This window comes from Streptomyces sp. NPDC048392 (assembly GCF_043200575.1).
Lineage (GTDB): Bacteria > Actinomycetota > Actinomycetes > Streptomycetales > Streptomycetaceae > Streptomyces.
The window spans coordinates 102,619-127,954 of record NZ_JBICYB010000002.1; the positions used below are offsets into that span (position 1 = coordinate 102,619).

Consider the following 25,336-nt stretch of genomic DNA (forward strand, 5'->3'; position numbering starts at 1 on the left):
GCCTGCGTCCAGACCACCGGTCGGCCATATGCGAGGTCACTTCTTGTCCCTGTACGGCGCAGGTGCGAGGGCGTCGGGCCATACGTCTTCGTCCGACCCCTTCGTCTGGTCACCCGGGACGACGTATTTCCCGAGGTCCCACATCAGCTGAGCGCCTCCGCCGGGCCCGAGAGCGGCGGTGTTGGCTCCCCAGTTGGCGCCGAACTGGGCGACCTTCAATCCGAACTCGGCCCCCTCCAGGACGTGGCCGGGCTGTGTGAGGACCCCGCGGAAGAAGCCGTAGGGCGAGGCTCTGGCCATTTTGCCCAGTTGGCTGCCGACCTTGTACGCACCGAAGCCGAAGGCCAGCGCGGCGGCGTCGGCTATCACCGTAGGGTCCGTCAGCGCGTCGACGAAGCTTCCCGACTCCCCGACTTTCTGCAGGTAGTGGGATCCGAGGGCGACGGCGCCGAGGATGAGTGCCGGTGCGGCCAGGAACTGCAGTCCGGGGACGAGCGCCAGCAACCCGAGCACGGTGCTGGCGAAACCGGCGATGTTGCCGATGATCTCGAAGACCCAGGCGTACTCCTCGAGGAAGTCCTTGAGTTCGTCCAGGATCGCCTCACCCAGTTCGGCGGCCATCTTCGCGAAGTCCGCAATGGCCTCGCCGATCTTGTCCCAGATACCCGGCTCGTTGGGCGCGATGTCCATCGCGTGCTTGAGCCGGTCGGCGATCGCTCCGCCTTCCTCGATGTAACGTTCCCGCAGCCGTTCGGCCCGGCCGCGTATCTCCTCCAGGTCGGCGTTGGCCGCGTGCAGCGACTTCTCCTTGCCGCTGCGCTTCTCCTCCTGCCGCTCCCGCTTCGCCTTCTCCTCGTGCGTCCGGTCGCGCAGCCGCTCGGCGAAGCCGGGCTCGGGCGGCATGCGGCCCAGCTCGCGCTGGAGCCCGGCTGCCTTGTTCTTGGCGTCCTGCGCCTCACTCTCCAGCTTCTCCGCGTACGCCTGACGCTCCCGCATGTACCGCGCCCAGTCGTCCAGGGCCCGCCCGGCATCGGTGAACGAGTCGCGTGCGTCGTTGACCTTGGGCCGGAAGTCGTCGTGGAACTGCTCACGGAACGCTTCGGCGGCCTTGCCCTTCCAGCCCCCGCAGCCGGTGCCGTTGAGGACCTGGGCGATGTCGCGCAGCGTCTTTCCCGTCCTGACCACGATCTCCGCAACGTGTGCGGCGTCCGCCTGGTCGCCGGGGCATGGACAGAATCCGATCGCGGGGAAGCGGGCGTCGGCGGCGGGGTCCGGACGCAGCCAGCCGGGCTGCGAGTAGTCCGTCACCGCTTCCCGCCCTTCCCGGACCGGGCCTTTTCCAGCTCCCGCGCGAACTCCTCGTCCGTCTCCTCGAAGGTCTTCTTGATCTGCCCCAGCGCCTTCGCCGCGGACTTCGAGAACTTCGACATCTGCTTGATGCCGTACGACCACTCTTCGCCGAAGTCGTCCATCCGTTTCGCGAGCTCGAAGACTCCCATCGCGGCGCCGTCGACCTCTTCCATCTCACGGCACGGCGCCGCCATCACCTCGTGAATGTCACGGATGTCCTTCTGCGTCTTCTCCAGCATCTCGAAGTCGATGTACAGGTCACCCATGAATCCCCCGTCACTGCTGTCACTACTGCTTCGCTCGTGTGACCAACGCTATACAGCCGGTACATGAAGCATTCGAGCGGGTGAAGGTCCCCGTTATGCCGGGCACGTGACCGCTGTGTGCAGGGGGCGTTGACACCGCTGCACGGCCCCGGCGGGCTGAGGTGGCCGAATGTCCGGTGCTTGCGCAGACGGCGGCGGTCTGCCGTCCGTGAGCGGCCTGGGGGCGCACTACGGGCACGCATGGACGTTGTAGCCGGGCCCTATACCCGCGTGGACGTCGTGGATCAGGACCGGTCTGCCGTCCTCGAACGTCCGGATCGTTCAGAATGGACGATCCGGCGGCCAGGCGACGCCCGCGTCCCGCAGCACGCGGTGGTATTTCGCGCACCGTCGCCGTGCGAAGTAGAGGCCGGTCGTCCAGAGTGCGGCGAAGGCCAGCCAGACAGCCGCGCACACGAGGAGTGCCTGTGGACTGAAGCCTGCCTGGGACAAAGGGACGAGCATGGCCACCGGCATGATCAGGAGGGCGGTCAACCCTCGTCGCCTGTGGGTGCGGCTGTAGTCGACGGCGATGCGCGCGTGCAGCAGATCGACCTCGAGTTGTGTCTCGTCCAGAGGGCGAAGACGGTTTCGGCCGGGACGCATACCGGGGAGCCGACCCCCTTGCAGCACGGTGGGATGATGCTGGGCGACCCATGCCGCTCGTTCCCCCGCGTCGGGCAGACGGCGGAAGACGAAGTACGGGTTGGGGCTCCCTTTGGGGGACACGGAGGAGAGTCCGGCGTACCGGTAGCCGTACTGCTCGGCGACATAGGCGAAGGCCGCGAATCTGCGCCACGACCGTTGGAGATTGCGGGCATCATGCCGTTCCAGGCTCTGCGAGCTGTCCCTCAACAACGCTTTGAGCTGCGCTTTCAACACCTCGACCGTCCCGGGTGCGAGCCTCGCGCGGTGTCGGGAGAGTGGTACCGGGATGGCTGTGTGCTCATTCGGAGTCCCCGGACGGCTCGCCGAACCTGAGCGTGCGGCCGATGTGGGCCAGGCGCGCGCTGTAGGAATCCAGCAGGAAGACGGACGGACTGGAGATGGTGACGTACACGCAGTAGCTGTGAGGCGCGGGGACGATCAACTGCAGGGCTGCCATCGGAAGAGGCGGTACGGCGATCCCCGCCTCGATGGCGGGCAGCCGGAGCGTGCGCAGGGACGTCGACATCACGCCAGGACCGCACGGAAGCCGTGTGGCGAGCACCATGTCCTGCGGGCCTTGCAGGCCTTCCCCCAGCGGGAAACTGATCTCTTCCAGACGGTCCTCGGCGACGTTGGAGAAGAACTTTTTGACGGTCGCCTGGTATATGCCCTCGGCGGTGAAGAGGCGTTGGGCGGGGCTGTGCTCGCTCGGCCGGACGGTGACGGCGAGCAGGCCCATGGACAGGCGCTCACCGCCGTCCACCTCCTCCGTGCCGACGCACATGGCGGTGAGGAGCACGTTCTCCCTGGCGCTCAGCAGTGGCAGCTGGCGGCGAAGGCCCTCACTGGCGGCGTCCTGTGCCTCCGCGTCCGCTCCCGGCAACAGTTCTGCCATGGCCTGCCGCCAGCCGTCGGACGCCGTCGGTTCCGGAAGCCGGACGAACTCGTCCGGGACGTCGTGGTGGAAGGCGTAGTGAAAGGGAGCGGTCGTGCTGCGCTCGATGTCACCGGTCGGGCCGTGGGACACCGCGCTCATGCGGCCACACCCATCTGCGAGGGAGCGAGGTGCTTGGTGAAGGTGCCGCCCGACGAGCTGAGGGCGGTCTGAGCGTCGAAGGTGGGGGACGCCGGCCCGGGTGCCACGACCTCGCCGTCGTCGCTGGGGCCGAAGTAGTCCATGAACGGTCCGACGACGGGAATGTCGCCGGTCTTGGACTCGCCGTCCGTCCACCGGCCCTGGTCCCACGTGCCGTTGTGCATGTTGGAGCCGACCGCCAGCGCCGCACCGGTCCACGTCGCCGCCTTGTCGACGGCGGTACCGGCGGCGACGAACGACCAGCCCTTGCCCGCCATACTCAGTCCCCGTGCGGAGTTGGCGACACCGCTGGGCAGTCCGCGCAGGCCGTTGAGGATGTTGCCGAACCGGACGTTGCCGAGTGCCTTCATGAAGCCTGAGGACAACCGCAGTTCCCGGCCGGCGGTGACCAGGGCGCGACCGGACTGGGCGAGCCGGGAGCCGGCCAGGCTGAGACCACCGGCGAACACACCGACGGCGTCCCACGCGATGGTCTCCCACGTCACGTCGGCCCCACCGGCCTTGGCGGCCAGGTGGAAGGCGAGCGCGAGCCCGGCGATGATGAAGGCGGCCACACCGAGGCCGGAGAAGAAGATCGCGAGAACGCCGACCACCATGGCTATGTCCGCCAGTATGTCGCCGATCAGCTTCCAGAAGTTCGGGTCCGTGATGGTGTCCCAGGCGTCCGCGAGCAGGTCGCCCACCGCGTCCAGCGCTTCCTCGAACCACCCCGGCTCGGGAGGTGCGTCGTCGGCGGCACCTTTGACCAGACGCGTGACGTCCGCCGCTGCCTGCCCGTGCTCGCTCCGCAGCGAGTGCGCCCGGCTGCGGATCGCGGACAGTTCGCCGGTGGCGGTCTCCAGGGATTCCTTCTTCTCCTTGGATTCCTTCTCGTGCTTCTTCTCGTCCTCGTCCGACAGACCCGCGGTGGAGGAGGGCATGGATTCCACCGCGCTCTGGGCGGAGTTGACCTTCCGGACCGCTTCCGCCGCCTCTTCCTCCAGCTTTCGTGCCCTCGACTGGAACACGTCCAGTTGTGTTACCCAACTGCCGAGGGCCCGGTGAGCGGTGTCCATCGATCCCAGTGCCTTCTTCAGGTACGGGGGGACGGGCGCGTAGGTGTCCTGGAACGCCGTGGCGGCCTTGCCCGCCCAAATGCCGTCCGCGGTTCCCATCTTGCCCAGCTCCGTCTGAGCCGTGTCGCTGCCGCTGGTGACACGGCCCACCGCTTTCACCAGATCCCGGACAGCCTCAAGATCGCCCGGAGCTGGGTCGAAACCCAGATTCGGGTATTTTTCGGAACTCATCGGACTTCTCCCCGTGGTCTTGTGTCGACTGAGCCGGTAAGTTACCAGCGGCGCGCGCATGTCACGATGAGGTCGCCCCCGTACGAGCCGAAGGAGGAGGCGGTCATGGACGAACGGCATCTTCTGAACGAGCTGATGAAGGCTGTCACGGAAGAGGCGCGCGAGTTCGCGGTCAGACCGCACTTTCCCGGCCTGAAGAAATTCGCGGCCTTCGCGTTTGTCGCCGAGAGATTCGGATACCGCTACGTCGGGCACGCTCCGGGTAACGCGGCCCTGAACAATCCCTTTTTTCTGTTTGTCCGCATGCGTGACGCTCGTGAGCGGGCCGCCGCTCTCCAGGCGGCCCATCGGGAGGCCCCGGTCAGGAAACTGCTGCCGGGTATGCGGCCGGGTCTCGGTCTCACTCCGGTCCCGGAAGTCCGGCCCCAGGTGGAAATTCTCTACTCGCAGATGGTCGTTGACGCGAGTGGCCGGTACAACCCGCGTGTCCTGAGTAACATCCTCATTCTGCCGATCGTCATGGCGATCTTCCTCATCTTTCCCGGGTACACGGTGAAGAACGTTCTCATCGCGGCCGGAATCTGGGTCGCCTTCTTCGCCTTCTACCTTATCGGCCTCGGCGTGACGCTACAGCGGAGGCGTAAGCACCTCACTCGTCTGTCCGCCGCGGGCGTGGAGTGGCCGCCACGGGTCGAGGCATGAGCAGTCATTTCTTGGCCTTCGCCGCGGACTTCCTCAGCTCGTCGTAGAGTGCCTGATCCATCTTGAGGAATTCGTCGGACGCCTTGTTGGCGAACTTGGAGACACCCTTCGTCAGCTTGGACAACTGTCCGAATCCGTAGTCCCAGGAGTCGGCGAAGTCATCGCAAGCCGACTGAAGTTCGGAGTGGCCGACCTGGCTGGAGTCGGCCCGCTTCATTTCCTGCGACGCCTCCTTCATGCGACCCCCGCTGTTCTCGAGGGTTTTCGCCATCCCCTTGACATCGTCGGAGAAAAACTTCAGGAACGACATGTGCACATGCTCCGTAAGGTGGTCAGCGGTTGATCGACTGGATTTCCTGGACGGTGACGGCCCGTGCGTCCTCGAAGGTGCCGTCGGGCAGGTCGCCGCCCGCGCCGCCCGTGCCCGTCCAGGCGATCTCCCAGGTGATGGTGGCCTGGAGGTCGAAGGCGCCGTCTCCGGAGGAACGGAGGTACCTGATGCCGCAGGGCGGGGTCCGGTCGGCCTTGCCCCTGGCGTAGGGCTCCCCGATGGAACCGTCGGCGTTGATCGTGCACTCGCCGGATGCCGGGTAGGTCTCGGCGTCCTTCGTGCCCGGCTCCAGCTTGAGTGACACCGGCTTGGCGGTTGTCGTGGCCGTGAGGGCGAAGCCGGGGACGGCGACGGCCGCCGTGGCCTGGACCTCGTGGAAGTCGGCCTCGTCGAGCCAGGCCCAGGTCGGCAGGTTCACCTTCGTGGTCTGCGCGGGGGCGAGGGTGACCTCGGTGCCGGGCAGTTCCATGTGCTGGTAGGCCAAGGCGGCGAGTATCTCCGGAGTGATGGCCTCCTCGTACTGAGGTGGCGGGGCCTCGCCGTTGTCGACCCAGAAAGGGAGGTCGGTACAGGAGTTCCGCTTGAGGAAGTCGGGCTCGTTGGGATTCTCGACGCCGGCCCAGAACATACCCTCGCCGTCCTTGGCGACGTTGTAGTCCTTGTAGCCGGGAGTGTCCTCCCAGCCGAACTCGTCCTCGTAGTGGGACTTCGTCTGGCCGATCGCCGCGGCGGGAGTCCCCGTCATACCGGGTGCGCTCGCGGCCCCCTCGATGTCGGCGGACATCTTCTTCTTGAAGTCCTTCGCACCGAGGTAGGGGGCGTACCAGCAGGGTGGCGGGGACCAGTCGACGTTGGCGGACGTCACGTTTCCAGTGCTGCCGTTCGGGGCCACGGATCCGGAGTACTCGATGCGTGCGGCGGCGTGGATGCCGGATGTGTCGGCGCCGCCTGTCTGCTCCGTGCTGCCGCCCTTGCCGGTATCCACCGGTTCCGCAGCGGCGTTCGGTGTATCGAGGATGATCACGCTGGTCGCGAGGGCCAGGGCGGCGGCGCTGCTGAAAGAACGACGCCGCGGCCCGCTCACTGGCACCTCTTGGCCTCCGTCTCGACGAAGACCTTGGATGCCTGCCACAGGCGCTCACCCGTGGGGTACTTGATCATGATGATCTTGTAATAGTCGAAGTCCTTGAGGCTGGGCTCGGACTTCAGTACCTTCCCCGTCTTGACCTCTTTCCCGTAGAACTTGCCGGTGTCCGCACAGAATGCGATCTCCACGGAATTGCCGTTCGGGGCGGATCGTGTGGTGGCGTCGTAGTGCCGACGTGTGCCCGTGCCGGTCCAGCCGCCCTTGATCCATTCGTTGATCTGTGTTTCGGCGTAGTGGAGTCCGTCACCGGTCGCGTAGGCGGCCAAGGCGGCGTCCTTGGGTGTGCGGTTGTCTACGCCCCGGTAGATGGCCCGGAGGTAGTTCGCGGCGTCGTCCATCGCCGCCGCCTCGTTCTTGTCCTTCGGCCTGTCCCAGTCGAAGACCAGGTTCATGTCCTCGGGGAGGGACAGGTCCACGCCGTCCGGCTCGTCTTCCGTTGGTGCCCCCGAGGGCGTCGCCGACCCCTTCGGCGTCGCCGTCCCCTGGTCGGCCCCCGCGATCTTGTCGTTGTCGCTGGACTTCTCGTCCCCGCCCCCGCAGGCCGTCAGCAGCAGGGCGGTTGAGGCGACGAGCGCGGCAGCAACGGGCAAAGAGCGGCGCTTCACAGTGGACTCCCCGTGAGACAGAAGTGCGGTCGAGGCTACAGACGGTATCGGCGGGGTCGCGGGTTCCGCCATCCCGCCCGCCGACCGGCCCTCCTACGCCCCCGCTCCCTCGTGAGTGAATCGTGCGGGCCTCATGGCCGCACCGTGACGAAGGGCACGCGGAAGGTGCCCGGTTCTCGTCCTCGTTGATTCGCAGGCGCACAGTTGAACCGGCCGTTTGCGAGACGGTGCTCAAGGGGGCTGCACTGACGTGAAGTTGCAGTTGAGTACCGCTGGGCGAGGTGTGGGGGCAGGGGGCGATACGCCTTGAGGGGCCTATGTGCGGCTGATACGGTGCGATGGCTTGACACTCGCCTTACTGCTGGTTATTCGCCCAGGTCGGGTGGGTGCGTCAGGGCTTGTCCCTGGTCGCCACCGGTCGGGCGAGCACGGGTGAAGTGTCCGAATTCGCGGACGAATCCGCTTACTTGGGCGCTCTGCGTCCGAGTCGGCGCGTGGCAGACATTTTTCTTGGGTGTAACGGGGAGCGGTTGCGTGAAGATCCAGGAGCGTACGGGGGCGGGCGCAGGGCGTGCCGCGGCTCCGGCTCAGCCGTCGGTCGGCGACCGGCTTCCCAGCCCTCCTCGCGAGCGCAAACCGGCGCTTGCCGCGCTGGCGGTGCTGCTGATCCTGCTGGGCGCGCTCGGCGCGACGATGCTCGTGCTGCGGGTCGGGGACCGGATCGACGTCGTCAAGGTGACGCAGGACATTCCGGCGGGCGGTTCCATCACGAAGAACAACTCGGCACGCGTGACCGTCGCGGCCGGCACGGGTATCGACTACGTCGAGTGGTCTCAGTTCGACACGATTCGGACGTACAAGACCGTGACCATGATTCCCCACGGCTCTCTCGCCGTGGGCCAGATGTTCGCCAAGGAGCCCAAGGCCCCCGCCGGCAAGGCATCCGTCGGTCTCGCCCTCAAGGAGGGCCAGTTCTACGCGGACATCAAGGGTGGGGACACGGTCGCCGCCTACCGAGTCGGCTCCGGCGGCTCCAGCGGTGCCGACTCCTCCGACAAGGACTCCTCGTCGAGTGCCTCGACCGATGCCCTCATCACGAAGGCCATCGTGGAAAACGTCAAGAGGGACAGCGACGCCACCGTCAGCACCGGCAACAAGACCGTCACCCTCCTCGTCGACGAGGAGGACGCGGCTGTCGTCGCCTCGGCGGCGTCCGCCGGTGAGGTCGCCCTCGTACGCATCCCCGGCAACTAGAAGGCGACCGAAGAAGCCATGGCCCTCATCGCCCTCGCCGCCGACAAGGGGTCCCCCGGCGTCACCACCGCGGCCGTCGCGCTCGCGGCGGTCTGGCCGCGCCGTGTCCTGCTCGCCGAGACCGACCCGGCGGGCGGCGACCTGGTGTACCGCTCCGCCGCCGCGCACGGCGGTCCGCTGAACCCGAACACCGGCATGCTGTCGATCGCCGCCACCGCCCGCCGCGGCCTCGTACCCGACCAGCTCTGGGACCACGTACAGCCGCTCAGCGGTGGCCTGGAAGTCCTCGTCGGACTCGGCGTCTCCGAGCAGGCCGCCGGGCTCACGGGCCTGTGGCCCACCCTCGGCCGGGCCTTCGCCGCCCTCGCCGACTCCCCGAACGCGCCCGCCGACGTCATCGCCGACTGCGGCCGCGTCAGCGGGGACTCCCCGGCGGCGGAGCTGTTCCCGCACGCGGCCCTCGTCCTCCTCCTCTCCCGCACCGAGCCCGAGGCCATCGCCCGCGTCCGGGACCGCGCCGCCGCCCTGTCCAACAAGCTGCACGGCGGACCGCGCGGTGCCGGTAGCCTCGGCACGCCGCTGATCGGCGTCGTCCTCGTGGCCGACACGAACAACGCCGCCAGACTCTCCGGCCAGGTCAACGACATGCTGGTGCACGCCCAGACCGGCGCCCGCGTGGTCGGCACGATCGCCGACGACCCGGCCGGCGCCGACCAGCTGGCCGGGCGCAGGCGCGGACGGCTGGAGAAGTCGCTGCTCATCCGCTCCGCCCGCAAGGTCAGCTCGGACCTGTACCAGCAGTTCGGCGCCGCCTGGTCGATGCCCACCGGCCCCGGACCCGCCGCTACCGGCATGTCCGGCCACGCGGGGGCCGGCCGATGACCGCTGTCGACCACTCGTTGGTCAAGCGGTTCCGGCAGGACGCCGGCGACCGCATCGCCGAGCAGCGCCGCCAGGACCAGGTCAGCGGCGTCACGCCGATGTCCACCGAGGACGAACGGCACTACGCGCGCGCCGTCATCGCGCAGATACTGGAGGAGTACGCCCGCGCCGAGATCAACGCCGGGCGTACGCCGCTGGACGCGGAGACGGAGGAGCAGTACGCCGCCGCCGTGCACGCCGCGCTGTTCGGCGTCGGGCGGCTCCAGCCGCTCCTCGACGACCCCGAGGTCGAGAACATCGACATCAACGGCTGCGACCACGTCTTCGTCGGCTACTCCGACGGGCGCGAGGCGCGCGGCGAGCCGGTCGCCGAGACCGACGAGGAACTCATCGAGCTGATCCAGATCCTCGGCGCCTACTCGGGTCTGTCGTCCCGCCCCTTCGACTCCGCCAACCCGCAGCTGGACCTCAGGCTGCCGGACGGTTCGCGTCTGTCGGCGGTCATGGACGTCGCCCGGCGCCCGGCGCTGTCCATCCGTCGCGCCCGCATGGGCAAGGTCTTCATCTCCGACCTGGTGGGCAACGGCACCCTCACCCCCGAGCTGGGCCACTTCCTGGCCTGCGCGGTCCGGGCCCGCAAGAACATCATGATCGCGGGGGCCACCAACGCAGGAAAGACCACGCTGCTGCGCGCCCTCGCCAACGAGATCCCGCCGCACGAGCGGCTGATCACGGTCGAGCGGGCGCTCGAGCTGGGGCTCGACACATTCCCCGAACTCCACCCCAACGTCGTGGCGTTCGAGGAGCGGCTGCCCAACTCCGAGGGCCAGGGCTCCATCAGCATGGCGGAACTGGTCCGCCGTTCCCTGCGTATGAACCCCTCCCGCGTCATCGTCGGTGAGGTGCTCGGCGACGAGATCGTGACGATGCTCAACGCGATGTCGCAGGGCAACGACGGCTCGCTCTCCACGATCCACGCCAACAGCTCGCACGAGGTCTTCAACCGCATCTCGACGTACGCCCTCCAGGCCACGGAGCGACTGCCGATCGAGGCCAGCCAGATGCTGGTGGCCGGCGCCGTCAACTTCGTCGTCTTCGTACAGCGGCGCAACGAGTTCCAGAGCGGCGGCCGTCTCCAGCGCGTGGTCACCTCGGTCCGCGAGGTCAACGGCGTCGACGGCCGCGTGCTGTCCAGCGAGGTGTTCGCCGAGACGCCCGACGGCCAGGTCGTACCGCACGCCCCCATCGCCTGCCTGGAGGAACTCATCGCCTACGGCTACCGGCCCAACGGAACATGGGGGTGAGACGGGCATGGAGATGACCACCACACTCGCGGCACTGGACTCGATCGGGTCCATGGGCGGCCTGTTCTCCACCACGGTCGTGTACGCGCTCGGCTGCGGCGTCGCCGTCGGCGGCGGCCTCGCCCTGCTCCTCGTCGCCGTACGCGGGCTGCCCGCCAAGCCCGAGCACGAGAAGCGGCAGGCCAGCGAGCGCGTCAACGAGCTGATCCGCTGGGCGGGCCGGCGCGGCTCCGCGGCGGCCCTCGTCGGCATCGTCGTCCTGCTCCTCACCCGCTGGGCGGTGCTGGGCATCGCGGCCGGTGTCCTCGTCTTCTTCTGGGACCGCCTCTTCGGCGGCGCCTCCGAGGAGCGCGCCGCCATGAAACGGGTCGAGGCCCTCGCCTCCTGGACCGAGTCGCTGCGGGACACCATCGCGGGCGCGGTCGGCCTGGAGCAGGCCATCCCGGCCTCGGCCCGCGCCGCCGCCCCGGTCCTGCGCCCGCACCTGGACTCCCTGGTCGACCGGCTGCGCTCGCGCACCCCGCTGCCCGACGCGCTCCAGCATCTCGCCGACGAGATCGACGACGCGTCCGCCGACATCATCGTCGCGGCGCTGATCCTCAACGCTCGGCTGCGCGGCCCCGGTCTGCGCCAGGTCCTCGGCGCGCTCGCCAAGTCGGCGCGCGAGGAGGTCGACATGCGCCAGCGCGTGATGGCGCAGCGCGCCTCGACCCGCCGCTCGGTCCAGATCGTCGTGGCGGTGTCGGTGTTGTTCGTCCTCGGCCTGTCCATCTTCAACCGGGACTTCGTCGAGCCCTACGGTTCGCCCGTCGGCCAGCTCGTCCTGGCCTGCGTGTGCGGCCTGTTCGCGCTGGGCTTCTGGTGGCTGCGCAAGCTGTCGACCATCGAGACGCCGGAACGCTTCCTGGTCCGGGACGGCTCCGACGTCCAGTTCGTGCGCCCCCGCACGCCGGGCCGGCCGGGCCCCTCCGGCCGGCCGGGACAGCCCGTACAGCGCCTGCCGCAACCGTCCCAGCCGTCGCCGGCGTCTGGGGACGAGGGGGTGCGACGATGAACCTGACCATGCCGGTCCTGGTCGGTGCCGTCATGGGCCTGGGCGTCTACGCTCTGGTCCGCGCCCTGATGCCGAGCAGACGCAGCCCGGTCCAGCAGGTCGCCCGGATCGACGCGATGCGGGCGCGCGGGGCGGCGTACGAGTCGGCCCGCGCCGCGAAGGACACCAGCCGCCTCGGCTCGCTGCGGGCCCAAATCGGTGCCCGTGTCGCCGAGCTGTACCTGCAACAGGGCTGGGAGCAGCGCTCGCTGCGCGCGGACCTGGCGGTGCTCGACCGCAGCTGGGAGAAGTTCCTGGCGACGAAGGCGCTGCTGGCCGCGGGCGGGCTGTTCTTCGGGCCGTTCCTGTTCGCCATCGTCTGGCAGCTGGGCTTCGGCAGCAGTCCGGTCATCCCGGTCTGGCTGGCCCTGCTCTGCGCGGCGGTCTTCTTCTTCCTCCCCGACCTGGAGGTACGCCGGGACGCCGCCGACAAACGCCGTGACCTGCGGCGCGTGATCGGCGCCTACCTGGACCTGGTGTCCATGAGCCTGGCCGGGGGCCGCGGTCTGCCGGAGGCGCTGATGGCGGCGGCGGAGGTGTCGGACGGCTGGGCGACCCACCGCATCCGCAGCGCCCTGGCCGACGCGCGCATCACGGGCATCAGCCAGTGGCAGGCGCTGGGCCAGCTGGGTGAGGACCTGGGCGTCGAGGAACTCAAGGACCTCTCCGCCTCGCTCGCCCTGGTGGCGGACGACGGGGCCAAGGTCCGTGAGTCCCTCGCCTCCCGCGCGGAGACCATGCGCCACCGCGAACTGTCCGAGATCGAGGGCAGCGCGGGTGAGAAGTCCCAGTCGATGCTCGTGGCCCAGCTCCTGCTGTGCGCCGGGTTCCTGGTGTTCCTGATCTATCCGGCGGCGATGCGGGTGTTTCAGGTGTGACGCGACGTATGACGCGGCCTTCTCGGCTCCGGGAGAGCGACGTCTTGTCGCGGGCTCCGAGCCGCTTCGCTCCCAGAACTGACACGAGAGGACAGAACTTGCCATGAACGGACGGAACTTCCGCACCGGTACCACGGGCATCGTGCCCGTGGACTTCCTGATCACCTTCCTGCGGGCCCGCGTGGAGCGCGCCCGCTCCGGCGAACTGGACCGCGGCGCCTCCGCCGTGGAGTGGGTGATCATCTCCGCGGTCGTCGTCGCGATCGTCGGCGTGGTGGCCGCCATCATCAACGCCGCGCTCAGCGAGGGCGCCAACAAGGTCGGCGACTGCATCAAGGGTGCGGACGCGGGCAAGACCTGCTGACCGGCCGACGTACGGCGCTGACGGGGACGACGTGACGGGACTGACGGGGACGACGAGGGTGCCGGCCGGTGTGCGCGGCGTCCTCGGACGGGTGCGCCGCAAAGTGGCCTCCGCGCGGGAGGCCGCGGCCACCCGGGGCGACGACTCGGGCATGACCGCGATCGAGTTCGTGCTGCTCACGCCGGTCCTGTTCTTCATGATCTTCGCGACGGTGCAGTTCGGGCTGTACTTCTTCGCCGACCACGTGGCGCAGGCCGCGGCCCAGGCGGGCGCGCGCAAGGCCCGCGCGACGGCCGACGCCCAGCCCGGCGCGTGGCGGGGCGAGGCCCGGGACGTGGTCGACAGCTACATCCGCCAACTCGGCCCGCAGCTGGTCCTGTCACCCGACGTGAAGACCCTCCAGCCGGAACAGAACACGGTCGGCGTGGAGATCACGGCCCGCATCCCCACCGTCTTCCCGGGCCTGGACCTGACGGTGCACGCGCAGTCGATGGGCCCGGTGGAGCGGTTCGTGCGGGAGGGGGAGAACTAGATGGACGTCTCCCGCTCCAGGGAAGTCCGGTCGCGGGGGGAGGGCGACGACCGCGGCCTGTCCACCATCGAGGTCGTCATCCTGGCCCCCGTGATGATCCTCTTCATCCTCGTGCTCGTGGCCTTCGGCCAGCTGGTCGACGGCCGCGGCGCACTCGACGGCGCGGCCAGGGACGCGGCCCGCGCGGGCTCGATCCAGAAGGACCACGGTACGGCGATCGCGGAAGCGAAGAGGGCCGCCGAGGCAGACCTCACGGACGTCTGCTCCGGCCCCGTCTCGGTCGTCCAGAAGAGCGCGGGCTTCGAACCGGACACCCTCTTCACAGTCGAGGTGAGCTGCGAGGTACGCGGCCTGGCCTCGATCGGCCTGAACATCCCCACCACCCTGACGGCGACCTTCAGTTCCCCGCTGGACCCGTACCGGAGGACGGCGTGAGATCTCCCGTACGCGAGTGGCTCGCGGACCGGCGTACCCGGCTGGACGACCGCGGCTCGGGCGCCGGCGCGGTCATCATCTTCGCCCTGGTCTTCCTCTCCCTCGCGGCGTTCGTCATCGACGGCGGCATGTCCATCTCCAAGCGGGAACGCGCCGCGGACATCGCCGAACAGGCCGCCCGCTACGCCGCCCAGGACATCGACCGCGAAGCCCTCTACGACGACGTGGGCGGCCCCGCCCCCATCAACTACGAGAACTGCGACGCCCGGGTCAAGGCCTTCGCCGCCGAGATGGACATGACCGGCGCGGACATCGCCGCGACCCACTGCGTCACGGCCGACGCCGCCCGGGTGCGGGTCGAGGTCCAGCTCACGTACGCCCCCGTCTTCACGGGCATGTTCTACGGCGGCGACGTGGCCGTCCACGGGCAGGCGGTGGCGGAGAACGAGGTGGGGTGAGCCCGTCGTCGGCGAAGCGGGCGAGAGCGGGAGCCGGCGAGAGCAGAGCAGTAAGGGTGAGGAGGAGGACGCGGCCATGGGTGACCAGGAAGCGGACACAGACCGGATACGGGAGAGCGCCCGGGCACTGAAGCGCATCCGGGGCACCTTCGCCGAGCGGGCCAACCCCGCCGACGGATACGGAGTCGGTGAGATCGGGTCACAGAAGATCCTCGACGCCTTCGACACGTTCGGCAGCAACTGGAAGATTCACCGCAGGCAGCTGACGGACGAGTTGGAGAAGCTGCACGGGATCACCAAGGCTGCAGCGGACTCGTACGACAAGATCGATCACGAACTCGCCGAAGCACTCAGACGCGCGGACGAGAAGGGGAAGTCCGGGAAGAAGGGGAGCGGGAGATGACGCGTCCCGCGAACCATCGTTGGGCAGTGCTCGACGAGAGCTCGGACCCGGTGCCCGGTGATCCCGAAGCTCGGCCGGCAGTTGCGCAAGACCGCCGAGGCCATCGAGAAGGAGGCCCGCGAGATCAAGGAGCTGGCCTCTGTCGAGAACTGGAAGGGCAAGACTGCCACCGAGTTCCGGTCGGCCGCCGAAGGCGCCGGTGACAAACTCCGCAAGGCGTTCAAGCGGTACGACGAAGCGGCCGAGGCGCTCGGGACACGGGTTGTGGACGGCGTATGCAGCACGGAGTTCGCCTCAGAGCTGCACCGGGCGCAGCAGATGGCCGACAAGGCGCTGCGCGACGCGGAGGCCGCGGACGACGAGCGAGGCGCCGCCCAGCGATCGTTGGACGGGCAGCCCGACGACACCCCGAAGGACGACCCGGACACCAAGAAGTACAAGGAACAGAAGGAAAACGCGTCGTCGGCTCTGTCATCGGCCAAGGACGCGCTCCAGACCGCGAAGGAAGTCCGCGACGCCGCTGCGCGCCGGGCGGCCGACGCCATCCACGACGTCATTGAGAACGACGGTCTCAAGGACGGCTGGAAGGACAAGTTCAAAGACTGGGTCCACGAGAACGCGGGCGGCTCACCCAAATCTCGTACTGGGCGGGACGTGTCGCCCTGTGGGCGGGCGTCGCGGCGCTGGCCCTGGGCTGGATCCCCGTCATCGGGCAGGCCATCGCCGCCGTCGCCAACGCGGTCGCTCTGGTGGCGAGTGTCGTCGCGCTCGCCACAGACCTGGTATTGGCACTCGGAGGCGAGGGCAGCTGGAAGTCGGTGTTCCTGGACGCCGTCGGAGTGGCAACCTTCGGTCTCGGGCGGGCGGCGATGGCGGGCGCCAAGGGAGTGGCCGCCGGCACCAAGGCGCTGGCCAGGAGCACTCTCTACAAGAACGCCGTCGCGTCCGGCATGAAGACCAACAAGGCGTGGAACCTCGCCAACCGGGGCGCGCAGGGCGCCGTCCGGGGCAAGAACGCGGCGCGGGCGATGGCCGGGATGCCCAAGGGAAAGCTGCCCACCTGGAGCAACCTGAGGGAGGGGTTCAGCCCCCTCCTCCGTCTACCGCGATAGCGTCGACGGAGTGAAGTCCACCAGCAGCGCGTTCTCCAAGCAGGGTTGGCGGGACGGTCTCAAGGGGATGACGGCGCCCCGTTCGGCGGGCACCCTCGACCCCGACCTGGCAAGGGCCGCCGCGGACCTTGACGGCATCGCGCCGACCGCGACGCAGATGCCCGCGGTCAGTAACGCGTTGGGCAACTTCTCCGGTCAGACCAATGTATGGGCGGGAGCTACGGCCACCGGCGTGGCCGCCGGCTCCGAAGGGGCCTACGGGGCGGTTACGTCCTTGTACGACGGAGTCACGGGATGACACTGCCCCCCGAGCCGGCCCTCAGACCGGCCGCCTCGCGCGGTCCCGGCCTCGAACGGTGCCACTCCTCCCGGCTCTTCCCGCAGGACGGTGCCCTGGTCCTGCGCACCAGCCGCCGTACCGACCGGTTCCCGGTAGGAGGAACCGGTATCGCGCGGGCCGTGTTCGTCGACGCTCCCGGCGAGGACAGGGAGCGCGTGGGGCCGACCCTGCCCGGATCCTGGGGAGAGCTGCAGCTGCAGGACCGGAACGGGGCGCTGATCGGTCGGTTCGACGTCGAGGACTGGCTGCCCGAATCGTCCACGCTGCCCAAGCGCTCCGTCCGGGGCGAGCAGCTCCTCAGCCGCTCGGGTGTGTCCTACCTGCTCAAGACGGCGGGGATCCCCCTGCACACGGTGCGGGACAGAAACGATCCGCTGGTCGCTTCGGGCGGCTCGGGAGCCGTAATGGGGCCGGGCAACGTCTTCCCGTACTGGTACTGGGGGGTCCGTGCCGCCGCCGGCAGCACGTGGTTCGCCGCGTTCACGGCCGTCCTCTTCTCCGACACGACGGCGCCCTGGCTGATCCTGCTGCTGGCGGCCACCGCCTTTGTCGCGCCCGTGGCCAGGTTGGCGCTGCGCGCTTGGACGCGGGTACGCCTGGGTCGGCACGCCCCGGACGTCCGCGAGCGTGTCGGCCCTTCTCCCGCGCCGGGCGTCGGCGCCACGGTCAGATTCTGTCGGGACACCGAGGTGCGGGTGCAGGACCGTGACCTCGTCCTGCGGGACCTGGGCGGGCAGGAGTACTGGTTCCCCCTGACCGGCGCGCACGCGGTGACGTCGCTTGTCCGGGTGAGCGACCGTACGGGAGCCGTGTTCGGGGTGGAACTCCGGGGCCCGGGCGAGCAGATGCGGGCCGTCTTCCCGTGGGACCTCTGGTTCGCGGGCGAGACCGGCGCCGACGGATGGGCACGGCTGCGGCGCGCCACCGGGCTGACCGTGTCCGAACGCCGTATGAACGGCAAGGCGGCTTGGCCCAGAGGACCGGTTCCGGGCCTGCGCGTGCTGCCCGAGTCGGGCAGGGCGGCCCGGCGCATGTCGCGCTTTCCCAGCACCATCGCCGGGGTGTCCTCCACCGCGGTCATGGCCATCGGATCCGTGTTCTCCGTGATCCAGGGACTGCGGATCACGGAAGACCACCCCGGTCCTGCGCTCGCTGCCGTACTCCTGGGAGCGGTCGGCCTGGTCCTGCAAGGCATGCCCTACGCGGCCCACCAACTGCGCAGCCTCCTGCGGCTCGACCGGCCGGCCCCGAAGGGGAGGCCCCTCAGGAAAGACGCCGCATGACGCCCACCGGAAGCCCCACACCCCCCGCCGACTACCGTCTGCTGCTGCCCGACGGCTGGTTCCGGATCCTGCTGGACCCCGACCACCGGACCAGGTCCATCGACGCACTGGTAGAACGACAGTTCCGCGGCATCGACAATGCTCCGCACCTCAAGGAGGAGCTGCGTGCGGACCTGCGCCGCCGCGCCGCCAAGGCGCACCGCAGCGGCGGGATCGAGCTGTACCTCAGCCTCCAGGCGGTGGGGCCCTTCACCATCCCTGCTTCTCTCCTGGCCACCCTTGCGCCACGCCGAGCAGCTGCCGCCCGAGGATCTGGCACGGGTCCTTGCCGAGGACGCGGACGCCAGGGGCGACCGTGCGGCGGTGGAGATCGGTGTCGCAGAACTCGCGGCGGGAACGGCCGTACGGATCCGCAGACGTACGCGACAGCCCGGTGAGAACGGGCCCGACGGGAACCACGCCTCCGTCTCGGTGGAGTACCACCTGCCCGTTCCCGGCACGACGGCGTACCTGCTGCTGGCCTTCTCGACGCCTCTGGAACCGATCGCCGACGCGATGGCCGGCCTGTTCGACGCCATCGCCGGCTCGCTGACCTGGACGGAGTGACTACGGACATGACCGCCGACGACTTTGTCGAACCTCGGCCTGGAGTGCTCGGAGGACTGGGTGCCGTTCCCCGTCGCCGGGACGCTCGACCTCGGCTACTGGGCCAAGCACCAGGCCGAAGAACTGGTCGAACGGTACGAGCGCGACGGAGAGAAGGGCAACGCTCGCACCCTGGCCCGCGACCTCGAACGCGCCGCGGCCGACAGCCGTACGCGCGAACCCCTCGGCGCCTTCGGCTGGTACGTCAGCGGCCACCAGACGGTCGCGGCCGTCCTCGAACTCGACGCGATTCACCGGACGCCACGTTCCCCGAGGTCACTCTCCCTCTCGTCACCGAGCACATGGCGTCGAGGGACTTCGGCGAACCGGACGTCCGCGAGGTCCGGCTGCCCCTGGGGGACGCGGTCCGCATCCGCCAGAACCTGATCGAGGAGAAGAAGGGCCTTCTCGGCCCGCGTCGGGTGATCCACACCCTCTTCTACGCCGTCCGCCCACCGGCGACGGACGTGGCCGTCACCTTGCTGGCCTCCTGGACGGAGCCGGTCCTGGACGAGCCGCTGGAGGTCATCGTGGACGCTATCGCGGGGACGCCGCACTTGTAGGTGCCGGGTGCCGGGTGCCGGGTGGCGGGTGCCGGGTGCCGGGTGCCGGGTGGCGGGTGCCGGGTGCCGGCCGTCACCGGCTCCGCCTGAGGCAGCGGGACAGCGGGGCATCTGCGGCGCTACTTCTTGCGGCCGCCCTTCCCGCCCCGCCTGTCCTCCGTCCTCACGGCGTCGTTGACCTGCTTGGTGAGTTCGTCGTCGAGCTTCCTGAACTCGCGGACGACCGCGTCCGACATGCCGGCGAGGGCGTCGAGCTGCTGGGTGATGTCCTCGCGCCCGTCCTCCCAGTTGGACTCGAAGTCGCCGAGGGCGTCGTTGACGCTGCCGTCGCCGATGTCGTCCTTGTAGGACTCGAAAAGCCTCTTGGTGTGGTTCAGCCGCGTCTTGAGCGACCGCAGCCGCCGCCCGTAGTCCTCCAGCTCGGTCAACGGCAGTGCGAGGTCGCTCTTGCCCATGGCCCGAAGTCCTCTCTGCAGGTCAGACGAATCGGAACGTGCCGGTCACAGCGTCGAAGATGTCGTGGAACGCCTCGGCGAGGTCCAGCACCGGGCTGGCTCCGGAGACGAGGACCACCTGGTCGGTGGTTCCCGGGACGGGGATGTACGTCTGCGTCAGCACCATACGAAGGGTACGGCTGTCGCCCTGCGCGACGGGCACGTCTTCGACACCGTACGTCCGCGCGGCCGGGCCCACTTCGGGAATGTCGACGGTCGTGACCTTGCGCCAGGCGTCACCTTCACGGCGTGCGGTGACGGTACGCAGGCTGTCGGCGATGGCCCGGGGGTCGGTGGACAGGGTGGCCCCCTGCTTGTTCTTGGCACCGAGAACGGACACGGTGACGGTCGCGGAGAGCGGGACACCGTCGAAGTTCTCGGCCATGCAGCCCAGGTAGAGAGCACCGGAGTCATGGGCGTCCTTCGCCATCTTGCGGAGCATGGCGGTCAGGTCTGCGCGGTACGGCGCGAGTTCGGGCGTCTCCGCGAGACGTTCATTCACCAGGGCGCGGATCGTCGCGTCCCGGCCTTCGGGGCGGACGTCGAACTCCCACCAAGTGTCCGGGACGGAGAGTGAGAGACCACCGGAGAACGCAGGGGCACCCGCGGCACCTTCCCTCGGCTCGTCATTTCCTTCGGTAGTCAATTCCTGTCACCTCTTCCAGGATGGAGAACAACGTGTCCTGGTCGAGCTGTGGCACAACGTAGTCGCGCGCTCTGATGGTCTGAAGAAACTCTTCCGGTAGAGCCACATGGTAGGCATCCACATAGTGAGGCAGATCGAGGCGCCACACCCAGTCGCCATCGGTCTTCAGAGATGCGCCGCCTGCGATGGGGAAGTTGTCGGCAGACAGGACATCCAGTTCTGCGCCCATCACGCTGAAAATATCGGCACCGGTGACCAGGTAACTGACGATTTCTGCTTCATCTGCTTCGCCGGCCGGGCGTACAAGGTCGTGGATCGAAAATTCTCTTTCAATTCCCCAACTGGAGGGTTGCTCTCGGAAGAATCCGACGGTTCTGATCATCCATATTTCCTTGCTGTTGGCTAGTCACAGGAGAGGTAGGAAAGTTCTCCAGCTTCCGTTGTCCATGATGGCGGGTGCGAATGGTCCGTCACCGATGGGTGGTACACCAACCGCGTTGGTGGGCGCTTTTACTGTGGTGCCAAGAATATTGGCCATCTCCTGTGCGGGCGCGATTCCGCCGGTCGGTATTGCGCCGCTGTGGCACGATAGCAAGCGAACCGGTCCGCCGTCGTAGTCAGGTGATCGGCGGATTGCGTCCGCGACCTGGTGAGGGTTGACGGTCTCTCCGGCAGCCCGGAATCCGGAGAGGTTGTCGGCGCCGGCCAGGAAAGTTCCGTCGCGCAGACCGTGGATCACTGCGTCCTGATGTCCTGTGAGGCGCTCTGCTACTTGGAAGTTGCGTAGCGTCGAGCTGTCGTACCCGATGGCGAGTATGCGATCACCGTGGTAGATGGGCATCCCTGAGGCGAGGGCGTCATCGCCGGGATGCTTCGGAGGAGCGGCGATCTTGGATCCCGTTCGCTCGGGATGGCCCTTGCCCATGGTGCGGAGGAGCAGGGTCTTGAGCCCCGATCGTCCGCTTCTGATGCCGGCCGCGAGGTTCTTCAGACCGCCACCGATGCCACGCAGGGCCCCGGCGCCGAGAGCCTTGAGCCCGCCCGCCTTCCACAGTTTGCCGAGCTTGGCGAGGCTGGTGAAGCCCTTGGTGGCGGGTATGCAGTCCAAGGCGGCCCATAGGAGATCGCCCCAGCCGGCTTCACCTTCGATGACTTTTCTTATCGTGTCGGCCATCACGACGAGTGCCGCCGCGAACACCAGCCAGCCCAGCGGGCCGCCCACGATCATCACGATGATGCCGACGATGGTCACGACCCACTTGCATACGGTGACGATCTCGTCCCAGTGGTCGGAAACCCAGTCGCCGATCTCCTCCCACCAGTGCCGGTTCGGAATCCCGGCGTCGGAGGCTTCCCGGAGCTTGGCCACCGTCCGGTGGGCAGCCTCCTCGCGCAGGCCCTTCGCCTGACCGGCAAGCTTCTTGGCCGCCTCCAGGGCGCTCTGCGCGCCCTCCACAACCCGCTCGGCTGCGGCTTGACGGGCCTTCGCGTGCTGGGCGTCGCGGGTGGCGCGGCGGACGTCGGCCTCGTCGGGCTTGGGGACGTCCTTGCCGCCGTTCTTGGCGGGGTCGTACGAGTCGGTCTTCTCGGTCGCCCTGCGGACCCAGTCGTCGGCCCCGGTCAGAGCGGTCTGGGCCGTGGTCAGTTCCTCGCGGGCCTTGCGTCCGTCGCGCAGCGCCTTGTCGGCCTTCTCCTGGGCGTCCTGGAGGTCGGGCCAGAAGGCGGTCAACGCGTCGCCCGCCAGGTTGTACGACTTCTTCAGCTTGCGCAGCTTCTTCGGTGCGTCCTCGAACTCCTCGGCGAACACCTCCGCCGTCCTGCCCGCCCAGGAGAGGATCTCGTCCTCCTTGGCGATGCCCTTGAGGTCGCGCAGGACGTCGGACACGTCGTCGGCGAAGTCGTGCAGGGTACCGGCGAGTTTGCGAATGCGGTCCGGGTCGCCAGGCGTCGGGTCCTTGTCCAGGTCCAGTACGTGCCAGTCCGCCGGCCTGTGCGACACCGTGTTCTCCCCCGTACACGTGCGATGCCTGTCGATAGAACGTGCGTATGAAGTTATCGCACGACCTGCCACGCCGCGTGGCGGACGGGCAGGGTCAGGTGGTGGTCGCCTTGAGGCTCCGGACCAGCGCGGTGAAGGAGCCGACCGGGACGGTGAGTGTGCCCTGGGAGGGAGCCTTGGAGTCGCGTATCGCCACGCGCGCGTGCAGGGCTGCGATCTCCACGCAGGTGTTGCCGTCGCCACCCTCGGAGTAGGAGGACTTCCGCCAGTGGATGCGTCTGGTCACACCTCGTACCTCACAGTTCCTTCGCCAAGTGATGGATGAAGTCACGCGTCCGGCCGGGGTCCAGTGACGCCTTCTCCGCCTTACGAAACAGAGATCGGAAGCGCTCCAGTTGGGACTGGGCATCCAGGAACGCCGTGCCACTGGGCGAGTCGCGGAGCACGGTGTCCAACTGGGGTAGGGGACCGCTCACGTGCATCATGGCGGCGCTCGCGCCGGCGAAGTGGTCGGTGTCGAACGGCACGACCCGCACTGTGACGTGTTCCCTTTCCGACTCGTCCAGGAGCCTGCGGAGCTGCGCTCGCGTTACCTCGCGGTCGCCCACGCGGATGCACGGACGAAGGGGCGTACCTCCCCGTCGTCGAGGTGCAGGGGAAGAAGGACGAGCGGAAGCGCGGCAGTTGGCCGTACTACCTCTCGTACCTGTACGAGAAGTACCGGTGTGAGCCGGTGCTCGTCGTGATCACGCAGAACAGTGCGACGGCACGATGGGCTTCGCAGCCCATCCGGCGAGGGCTGCCCGGCTGGGACTCGATGACGGTGCGGCCGCTCGTGATCGGCCCGGACAACGTGCCGGTGATCGCGAGTGAGCGGGAGGCCGAGCGGGACGTCCCGCTTGCCGTTCTGTCGGCCATGACACACGGGCGGGGCGCCAAGGCCGCCGCCATACTGGAGCCACTGGCTTTCGCTCTGCGGACCGTCGACGCCGAGAGCGCGGCGGTGTTCGGACAGCTCATCGAATCATGCCTGGGTGACCCCGGGGCCAAGGAGATCTGGAGGGACCTGATGTCGGAGATCCGCTACTTCTTCAACAACCCGGTGGCCGAAAAGGTCCGTGAGGAAGGCCGGGTGGAGGGCCGGGTGGAGGACCGGGCCGGGATGACCCTCTTGATTCTGGAGTGGAGGGCCGTCCCGGTGTCCGATGCCGTGCGGGAGCGGGTGCTCGCCTGCTCGGACCTGGAGCAGCTCGAAGTCTGGGCGCGGCGGGCGATGACCGTGGAGCGGGCCGAGGATCTGTTCAGCGGTTGATGGACTGGATCTCCTGGACATCCATGTCCCGGGTCGTCTCGAAGGTTCCGTCCGGCAGGTCGCCCTGGGCGCCGCCCGTGCCCTCCCAGGAGATTTCCCAGGTGATCGAGGCCTTCAGCTGGTAGGGCTCGCCGTTCGAGGCGCGCAGGTAGCGGATGCCGCAGGGTGGGGTCTGGTCGGCCTTGCCCTGCGTGTACGGCGTACCGATGGAACCGTCGGCGTTGATCTCGCAGTCGCCGGAGGCGGGGAAGGTCTCGGCGTCGTCCGTGCCCGGTTCCAGGTGGAGGGCGACGGGCCTCGCGGTCGTCTCCGCCCACAGGCCGGTGTGGGGCAGCTCGGCGCGGACCTCGACGTCCTTGAAGGTGCCCTTGTCCAGCCATACCCAGGTGGGCAGGTTCACCGTGGACTTCGTCCGGGGCTTCAGCTCGACCTCGGTCTTGGGCACGTCGATCTGGTCGTACGCGTAGGCGGCGAGCGTCTCGGGAGTGGGAGCGTGCTCGTCGTCCGGGATCGTGCCGGCGTCCTGCCAGAACATGACGCGACCGCAGTCCCAGGCCTTGGTGTCGTGCTCGTGTCCCTTGCGGACCGCGCTGCGCCAGAACATCCCGTCCTCGCCGACGTTGTAGTCCTTGTAACCCTTGGCCGTAGTGCTCTTGGACGAGTCGACGTCGAAGTTGTCCTGGCCCTCACCCTCCTCGTAGTGATCCACGAAGATTCCCGAGGTCCAGAACTCATGGGCGTTCACGGCGCCCAGGCCACCGTTCTCCTTCAGATCCGCGACTGCGGACTTGAGCTGTTCGGGGGTGAACACCGGCTCGTACCAGCACACGGGCGGCTCCCAGTTGGGATCGACCGAGGTCAGGTCCTCCATGGAGCTGCTGCCGGTTCGGCCGTCGGGATAGGTGACGCGAATCCGGGACTGGGATACCGATGCCAGCAGGGTGCGGCCGTTCGCGTCGCCCTGTTGCTCGTCGCTGCCTCCCGGCGTCGGGGTGGTGCCACCCACCGGCTTGTCGGCGTGAGCCACTCCCGCCGCCCACAACACGGAACCCGCAGCAAGCGCCATGGTCCACTTCGCACGGCCGGGAGCGATCAGCCTCGGCACTCCGTGGCCCTTCCCTCGACGGTGATCTGCTGAGCCCGCCACACCGGCGAGTCCTGCTGGGGTGCCATGAGGAGATTGAACCTCTGGTAACTGGCCAGGCTCTCCTCGGTGCGGTGAACCTTTCCGGTCTTCACTTCTTTGCCGTAGGCCTTGGACTGGTCCTCGCAGAACGTGACAAGGATCGACTTGGCCTTCTCGCCCTCGCCCACAGGGCTGGTTTCGGCCTGGTAGTACCGGTCCTCACCCGTCAGGGTCCAGCCGCCGTTCACGTACTCCTGAATCTGCGACTCGGCGTACCGGGAGGCACCGGCCGCCGAGTAGAAGCTGTACGCGGGGTCCTTGACGTCCTGCTCGGTGATGCCGTGGTTCAGGGCTCTGATGTAGTTCGCGGCGTCCTCAAGTGCTGCGGCCTGGTCCGTGTCCGACGGCCTCTCGAAGTCGAAGACCAGCTTCAGATCCTCGGGCAGGCTCACGTCCGGCCGGTCCGCGTCGGCCGCTCCCGACGCCGACGCCGACGCCGACGCCGACGGCGTGGAACTGCTCTCCCCCGCCCCCTTGATGTCGTCCGGCGACGAGTCGTCGCCGTCTCCGCCGCAGGCGGTCAGGAGCAGGGCCGCCGTCGCGGTCAAGGTGGCGGCGGTCATGGTGAGGGCGCTGCGGGCCACTGGTGGTCCCCCCGGATATGGCGTGTGCGACAGGGAACGAAGCTATCAGGGGGCCGTGCGCGCGCTCTGGCCGGTTTTCGGGGATTGTGTGCGGGATGT

General features: G+C 68.5%; 32 protein-coding genes and 2 pseudogenes. 18 read left to right on the top strand and 16 right to left on the bottom strand.

Annotation, left to right across the window (positions count from 1 at the left end):
* Positions 1-36: 36 nt before the first annotated feature.
* The 5 genes from ACGFYH_RS04270 to ACGFYH_RS04290 all read right to left on the bottom strand — a co-directional run bounded on the left by ACGFYH_RS04270 (position 37) and on the right by ACGFYH_RS04290 (position 4,685).
* Complete coding sequence (locus ACGFYH_RS04270) at positions 37-1,308, bottom strand: putative T7SS-secreted protein (RefSeq protein ID WP_393801611.1); 1,272 nt, start codon at positions 1,306-1,308, stop codon at positions 37-39.
* Complete coding sequence (locus ACGFYH_RS04275) at positions 1,305-1,616, bottom strand: hypothetical protein (RefSeq protein WP_393801612.1); 312 nt, start codon at positions 1,614-1,616, stop codon at positions 1,305-1,307. The genes ACGFYH_RS04270 and ACGFYH_RS04275 overlap by 4 nt, the downstream gene beginning before the upstream one ends.
* Before the next feature lie 321 nt (positions 1,617-1,937).
* Entirely contained in the window at positions 1,938-2,537 is a 600-nt protein-coding gene (locus tag ACGFYH_RS04280; protein ID WP_393801613.1) for a hypothetical protein, read from the bottom strand.
* Between the two features lie 64 nt (positions 2,538-2,601).
* On the bottom strand, positions 2,602-3,339 hold the full coding sequence (locus tag ACGFYH_RS04285) for a hypothetical protein (protein ID WP_393801614.1): 738 nt from the start codon (positions 3,337-3,339) through the stop codon (positions 2,602-2,604).
* A complete protein-coding gene (locus tag ACGFYH_RS04290; RefSeq protein ID WP_393801615.1) occupies positions 3,336-4,685 on the bottom strand; it encodes a putative T7SS-secreted protein in 1,350 nt (449 codons plus the stop codon). Before ACGFYH_RS04290 ends, ACGFYH_RS04285 begins: the two co-directional genes overlap by 4 nt.
* A 105-nt stretch (positions 4,686-4,790) precedes the next feature.
* Between ACGFYH_RS04290 and ACGFYH_RS04295 the strand changes: the two genes are divergently transcribed.
* On the top strand, positions 4,791-5,387 hold the full coding sequence (locus tag ACGFYH_RS04295) for a hypothetical protein (RefSeq protein ID WP_393801616.1): 597 nt from the start codon (positions 4,791-4,793) through the stop codon (positions 5,385-5,387).
* Positions 5,388-5,391: 4 nt separating this feature from the next.
* On the opposite strand, the gene ACGFYH_RS04300 is transcribed toward ACGFYH_RS04295, so the two are convergent.
* The 3 genes from ACGFYH_RS04300 to ACGFYH_RS04310 are packed head-to-tail and all read right to left on the bottom strand — an operon-like array spanning position 5,392 to position 7,470.
* Positions 5,392-5,697, bottom strand: coding sequence for a hypothetical protein (locus ACGFYH_RS04300; protein WP_393801617.1), 306 nt, complete (start codon positions 5,695-5,697; stop codon positions 5,392-5,394).
* Between the two features lie 22 nt (positions 5,698-5,719).
* A complete protein-coding gene (locus ACGFYH_RS04305; RefSeq protein ID WP_393801618.1) occupies positions 5,720-6,802 on the bottom strand; it encodes a hypothetical protein in 1,083 nt (360 codons plus the stop codon).
* Positions 6,799-7,470, bottom strand: coding sequence for a hypothetical protein (locus ACGFYH_RS04310; protein ID WP_393801619.1), 672 nt, complete (start codon positions 7,468-7,470; stop codon positions 6,799-6,801). Before ACGFYH_RS04310 ends, ACGFYH_RS04305 begins: the two co-directional genes overlap by 4 nt.
* Before the next feature lie 534 nt (positions 7,471-8,004).
* Here ACGFYH_RS04310 and ACGFYH_RS04315 point away from each other — a divergent pair.
* The 16 genes from ACGFYH_RS04315 (at position 8,005) to ACGFYH_RS04390 (ending at position 19,016) form a co-directional block, all read left to right on the top strand.
* Entirely contained in the window at positions 8,005-8,724 is a 720-nt protein-coding gene (locus tag ACGFYH_RS04315; protein WP_393801620.1) for a hypothetical protein, read from the top strand.
* Positions 8,725-8,742: 18 nt separating this feature from the next.
* Positions 8,743-9,606, top strand: a complete 864-nt coding sequence (locus tag ACGFYH_RS04320) for a hypothetical protein (protein WP_393801621.1) — start codon at positions 8,743-8,745, stop codon at positions 9,604-9,606.
* The gene (locus tag ACGFYH_RS04325) at positions 9,603-10,910 is read left to right on the top strand and encodes a CpaF family protein (protein WP_393801622.1); all 1,308 of its coding nucleotides are present in this window, start codon (positions 9,603-9,605) and stop codon (positions 10,908-10,910) included. The genes ACGFYH_RS04320 and ACGFYH_RS04325 overlap by 4 nt, the downstream gene beginning before the upstream one ends.
* A gap of 52 nt (positions 10,911-10,962) precedes the next feature.
* Positions 10,963-11,964 carry a type II secretion system F family protein gene (locus tag ACGFYH_RS04330; protein WP_393801942.1) on the top strand — a complete coding sequence of 334 codons (1,002 nt, stop codon included), beginning with the start codon at positions 10,963-10,965 and terminating at the stop codon, positions 11,962-11,964.
* Positions 11,961-12,881 carry a type II secretion system F family protein gene (locus tag ACGFYH_RS04335; RefSeq protein WP_393801623.1) on the top strand — a complete coding sequence of 307 codons (921 nt, stop codon included), beginning with the start codon at positions 11,961-11,963 and terminating at the stop codon, positions 12,879-12,881. The genes ACGFYH_RS04330 and ACGFYH_RS04335 overlap by 4 nt, the downstream gene beginning before the upstream one ends.
* Before the next feature lie 103 nt (positions 12,882-12,984).
* Complete coding sequence (locus tag ACGFYH_RS04340; RefSeq protein ID WP_393801624.1) at positions 12,985-13,245, top strand: hypothetical protein; 261 nt, start codon at positions 12,985-12,987, stop codon at positions 13,243-13,245.
* 151 nt (positions 13,246-13,396) lie between these two features.
* Entirely contained in the window at positions 13,397-13,777 is a 381-nt protein-coding gene (locus ACGFYH_RS04345) for a TadE family protein (RefSeq protein WP_393801943.1), read from the top strand.
* Positions 13,778-14,212 (top strand): TadE/TadG family type IV pilus assembly protein, encoded by a 435-nt coding sequence (locus ACGFYH_RS04350; RefSeq protein ID WP_393801625.1) that lies wholly within the window; start codon positions 13,778-13,780, stop codon positions 14,210-14,212. It begins immediately after the preceding gene.
* Positions 14,209-14,670 (top strand): TadE/TadG family type IV pilus assembly protein, encoded by a 462-nt coding sequence (locus ACGFYH_RS04355; RefSeq protein ID WP_393801626.1) that lies wholly within the window; start codon positions 14,209-14,211, stop codon positions 14,668-14,670. Before ACGFYH_RS04350 ends, ACGFYH_RS04355 begins: the two co-directional genes overlap by 4 nt.
* A 76-nt stretch (positions 14,671-14,746) precedes the next feature.
* Complete coding sequence (locus tag ACGFYH_RS04360; RefSeq protein ID WP_393801627.1) at positions 14,747-15,073, top strand: hypothetical protein; 327 nt, start codon at positions 14,747-14,749, stop codon at positions 15,071-15,073.
* Between the two features lie 57 nt (positions 15,074-15,130).
* Entirely contained in the window at positions 15,131-16,027 is an 897-nt protein-coding gene (locus ACGFYH_RS04365; RefSeq protein WP_393801628.1) for a putative T7SS-secreted protein, read from the top strand.
* Positions 16,024-16,185 (top strand): hypothetical protein, encoded by a 162-nt coding sequence (locus ACGFYH_RS04370; protein WP_393801629.1) that lies wholly within the window; start codon positions 16,024-16,026, stop codon positions 16,183-16,185. The genes ACGFYH_RS04365 and ACGFYH_RS04370 overlap by 4 nt, the downstream gene beginning before the upstream one ends.
* A 10-nt stretch (positions 16,186-16,195) precedes the next feature.
* The gene (locus tag ACGFYH_RS04375) at positions 16,196-16,483 is read left to right on the top strand and encodes a hypothetical protein (protein ID WP_393801630.1); all 288 of its coding nucleotides are present in this window, start codon (positions 16,196-16,198) and stop codon (positions 16,481-16,483) included.
* A complete protein-coding gene (locus ACGFYH_RS04380; protein WP_393801631.1) occupies positions 16,480-17,808 on the top strand; it encodes a hypothetical protein in 1,329 nt (442 codons plus the stop codon). Before ACGFYH_RS04375 ends, ACGFYH_RS04380 begins: the two co-directional genes overlap by 4 nt.
* A 279-nt stretch (positions 17,809-18,087) precedes the next feature.
* Entirely contained in the window at positions 18,088-18,414 is a 327-nt protein-coding gene (locus ACGFYH_RS04385) for a hypothetical protein (RefSeq protein WP_393801632.1), read from the top strand.
* A gap of 341 nt (positions 18,415-18,755) precedes the next feature.
* Positions 18,756-19,016 carry a hypothetical protein gene (locus tag ACGFYH_RS04390; protein WP_393801633.1) on the top strand — a complete coding sequence of 87 codons (261 nt, stop codon included), beginning with the start codon at positions 18,756-18,758 and terminating at the stop codon, positions 19,014-19,016.
* A gap of 119 nt (positions 19,017-19,135) precedes the next feature.
* On the opposite strand, the gene ACGFYH_RS04395 is transcribed toward ACGFYH_RS04390, so the two are convergent.
* The 6 genes and pseudogenes from ACGFYH_RS04395 to ACGFYH_RS04420 form a co-directional block, all read right to left on the bottom strand.
* Positions 19,136-19,471, bottom strand: a complete 336-nt coding sequence (locus ACGFYH_RS04395; protein WP_393801634.1) for a hypothetical protein — start codon at positions 19,469-19,471, stop codon at positions 19,136-19,138.
* 22 nt (positions 19,472-19,493) lie between these two features.
* A complete protein-coding gene (locus ACGFYH_RS04400) occupies positions 19,494-20,012 on the bottom strand; it encodes a hypothetical protein (RefSeq protein ID WP_393801944.1) in 519 nt (172 codons plus the stop codon).
* 124 nt (positions 20,013-20,136) lie between these two features.
* Complete coding sequence (locus ACGFYH_RS04405) at positions 20,137-20,538, bottom strand: hypothetical protein (RefSeq protein ID WP_393801635.1); 402 nt, start codon at positions 20,536-20,538, stop codon at positions 20,137-20,139.
* 24 nt (positions 20,539-20,562) lie between these two features.
* Positions 20,563-22,155: a putative T7SS-secreted protein gene (locus ACGFYH_RS04410; protein ID WP_393801636.1), complete on the bottom strand. Its 1,593-nt coding sequence runs from the start codon at positions 22,153-22,155 to the stop codon at positions 20,563-20,565.
* 94 nt (positions 22,156-22,249) lie between these two features.
* Positions 22,250-22,441: a DUF397 domain-containing protein gene (locus ACGFYH_RS04415; RefSeq protein WP_393801637.1), complete on the bottom strand. Its 192-nt coding sequence runs from the start codon at positions 22,439-22,441 to the stop codon at positions 22,250-22,252.
* A 10-nt stretch (positions 22,442-22,451) separates the two neighbouring features.
* Positions 22,452-22,769: pseudogene (locus ACGFYH_RS04420) on the bottom strand (Scr1 family TA system antitoxin-like transcriptional regulator); the annotation flags it as partial.
* On the opposite strand from ACGFYH_RS04420, the pseudogene ACGFYH_RS04425 reads away from it, so the two are divergent.
* Positions 22,763-23,467, top strand: a pseudogene (locus ACGFYH_RS04425) (hypothetical protein); the annotation flags it as partial. The pseudogenes ACGFYH_RS04420 and ACGFYH_RS04425 overlap by 7 nt on opposite strands.
* Here the strand turns inward: ACGFYH_RS04425 and ACGFYH_RS04430 are convergent.
* Positions 23,457-24,533, bottom strand: coding sequence for a hypothetical protein (locus tag ACGFYH_RS04430; RefSeq protein WP_393801638.1), 1,077 nt, complete (start codon positions 24,531-24,533; stop codon positions 23,457-23,459). The pseudogene ACGFYH_RS04425 and the gene ACGFYH_RS04430 sit on opposite strands and share 11 nt — an antisense overlap.
* Before the next feature lie 26 nt (positions 24,534-24,559).
* Positions 24,560-25,216, bottom strand: coding sequence for a hypothetical protein (locus ACGFYH_RS04435; RefSeq protein ID WP_393801639.1), 657 nt, complete (start codon positions 25,214-25,216; stop codon positions 24,560-24,562).
* Between the last annotated feature and the right edge of the window lie 120 nt (positions 25,217-25,336).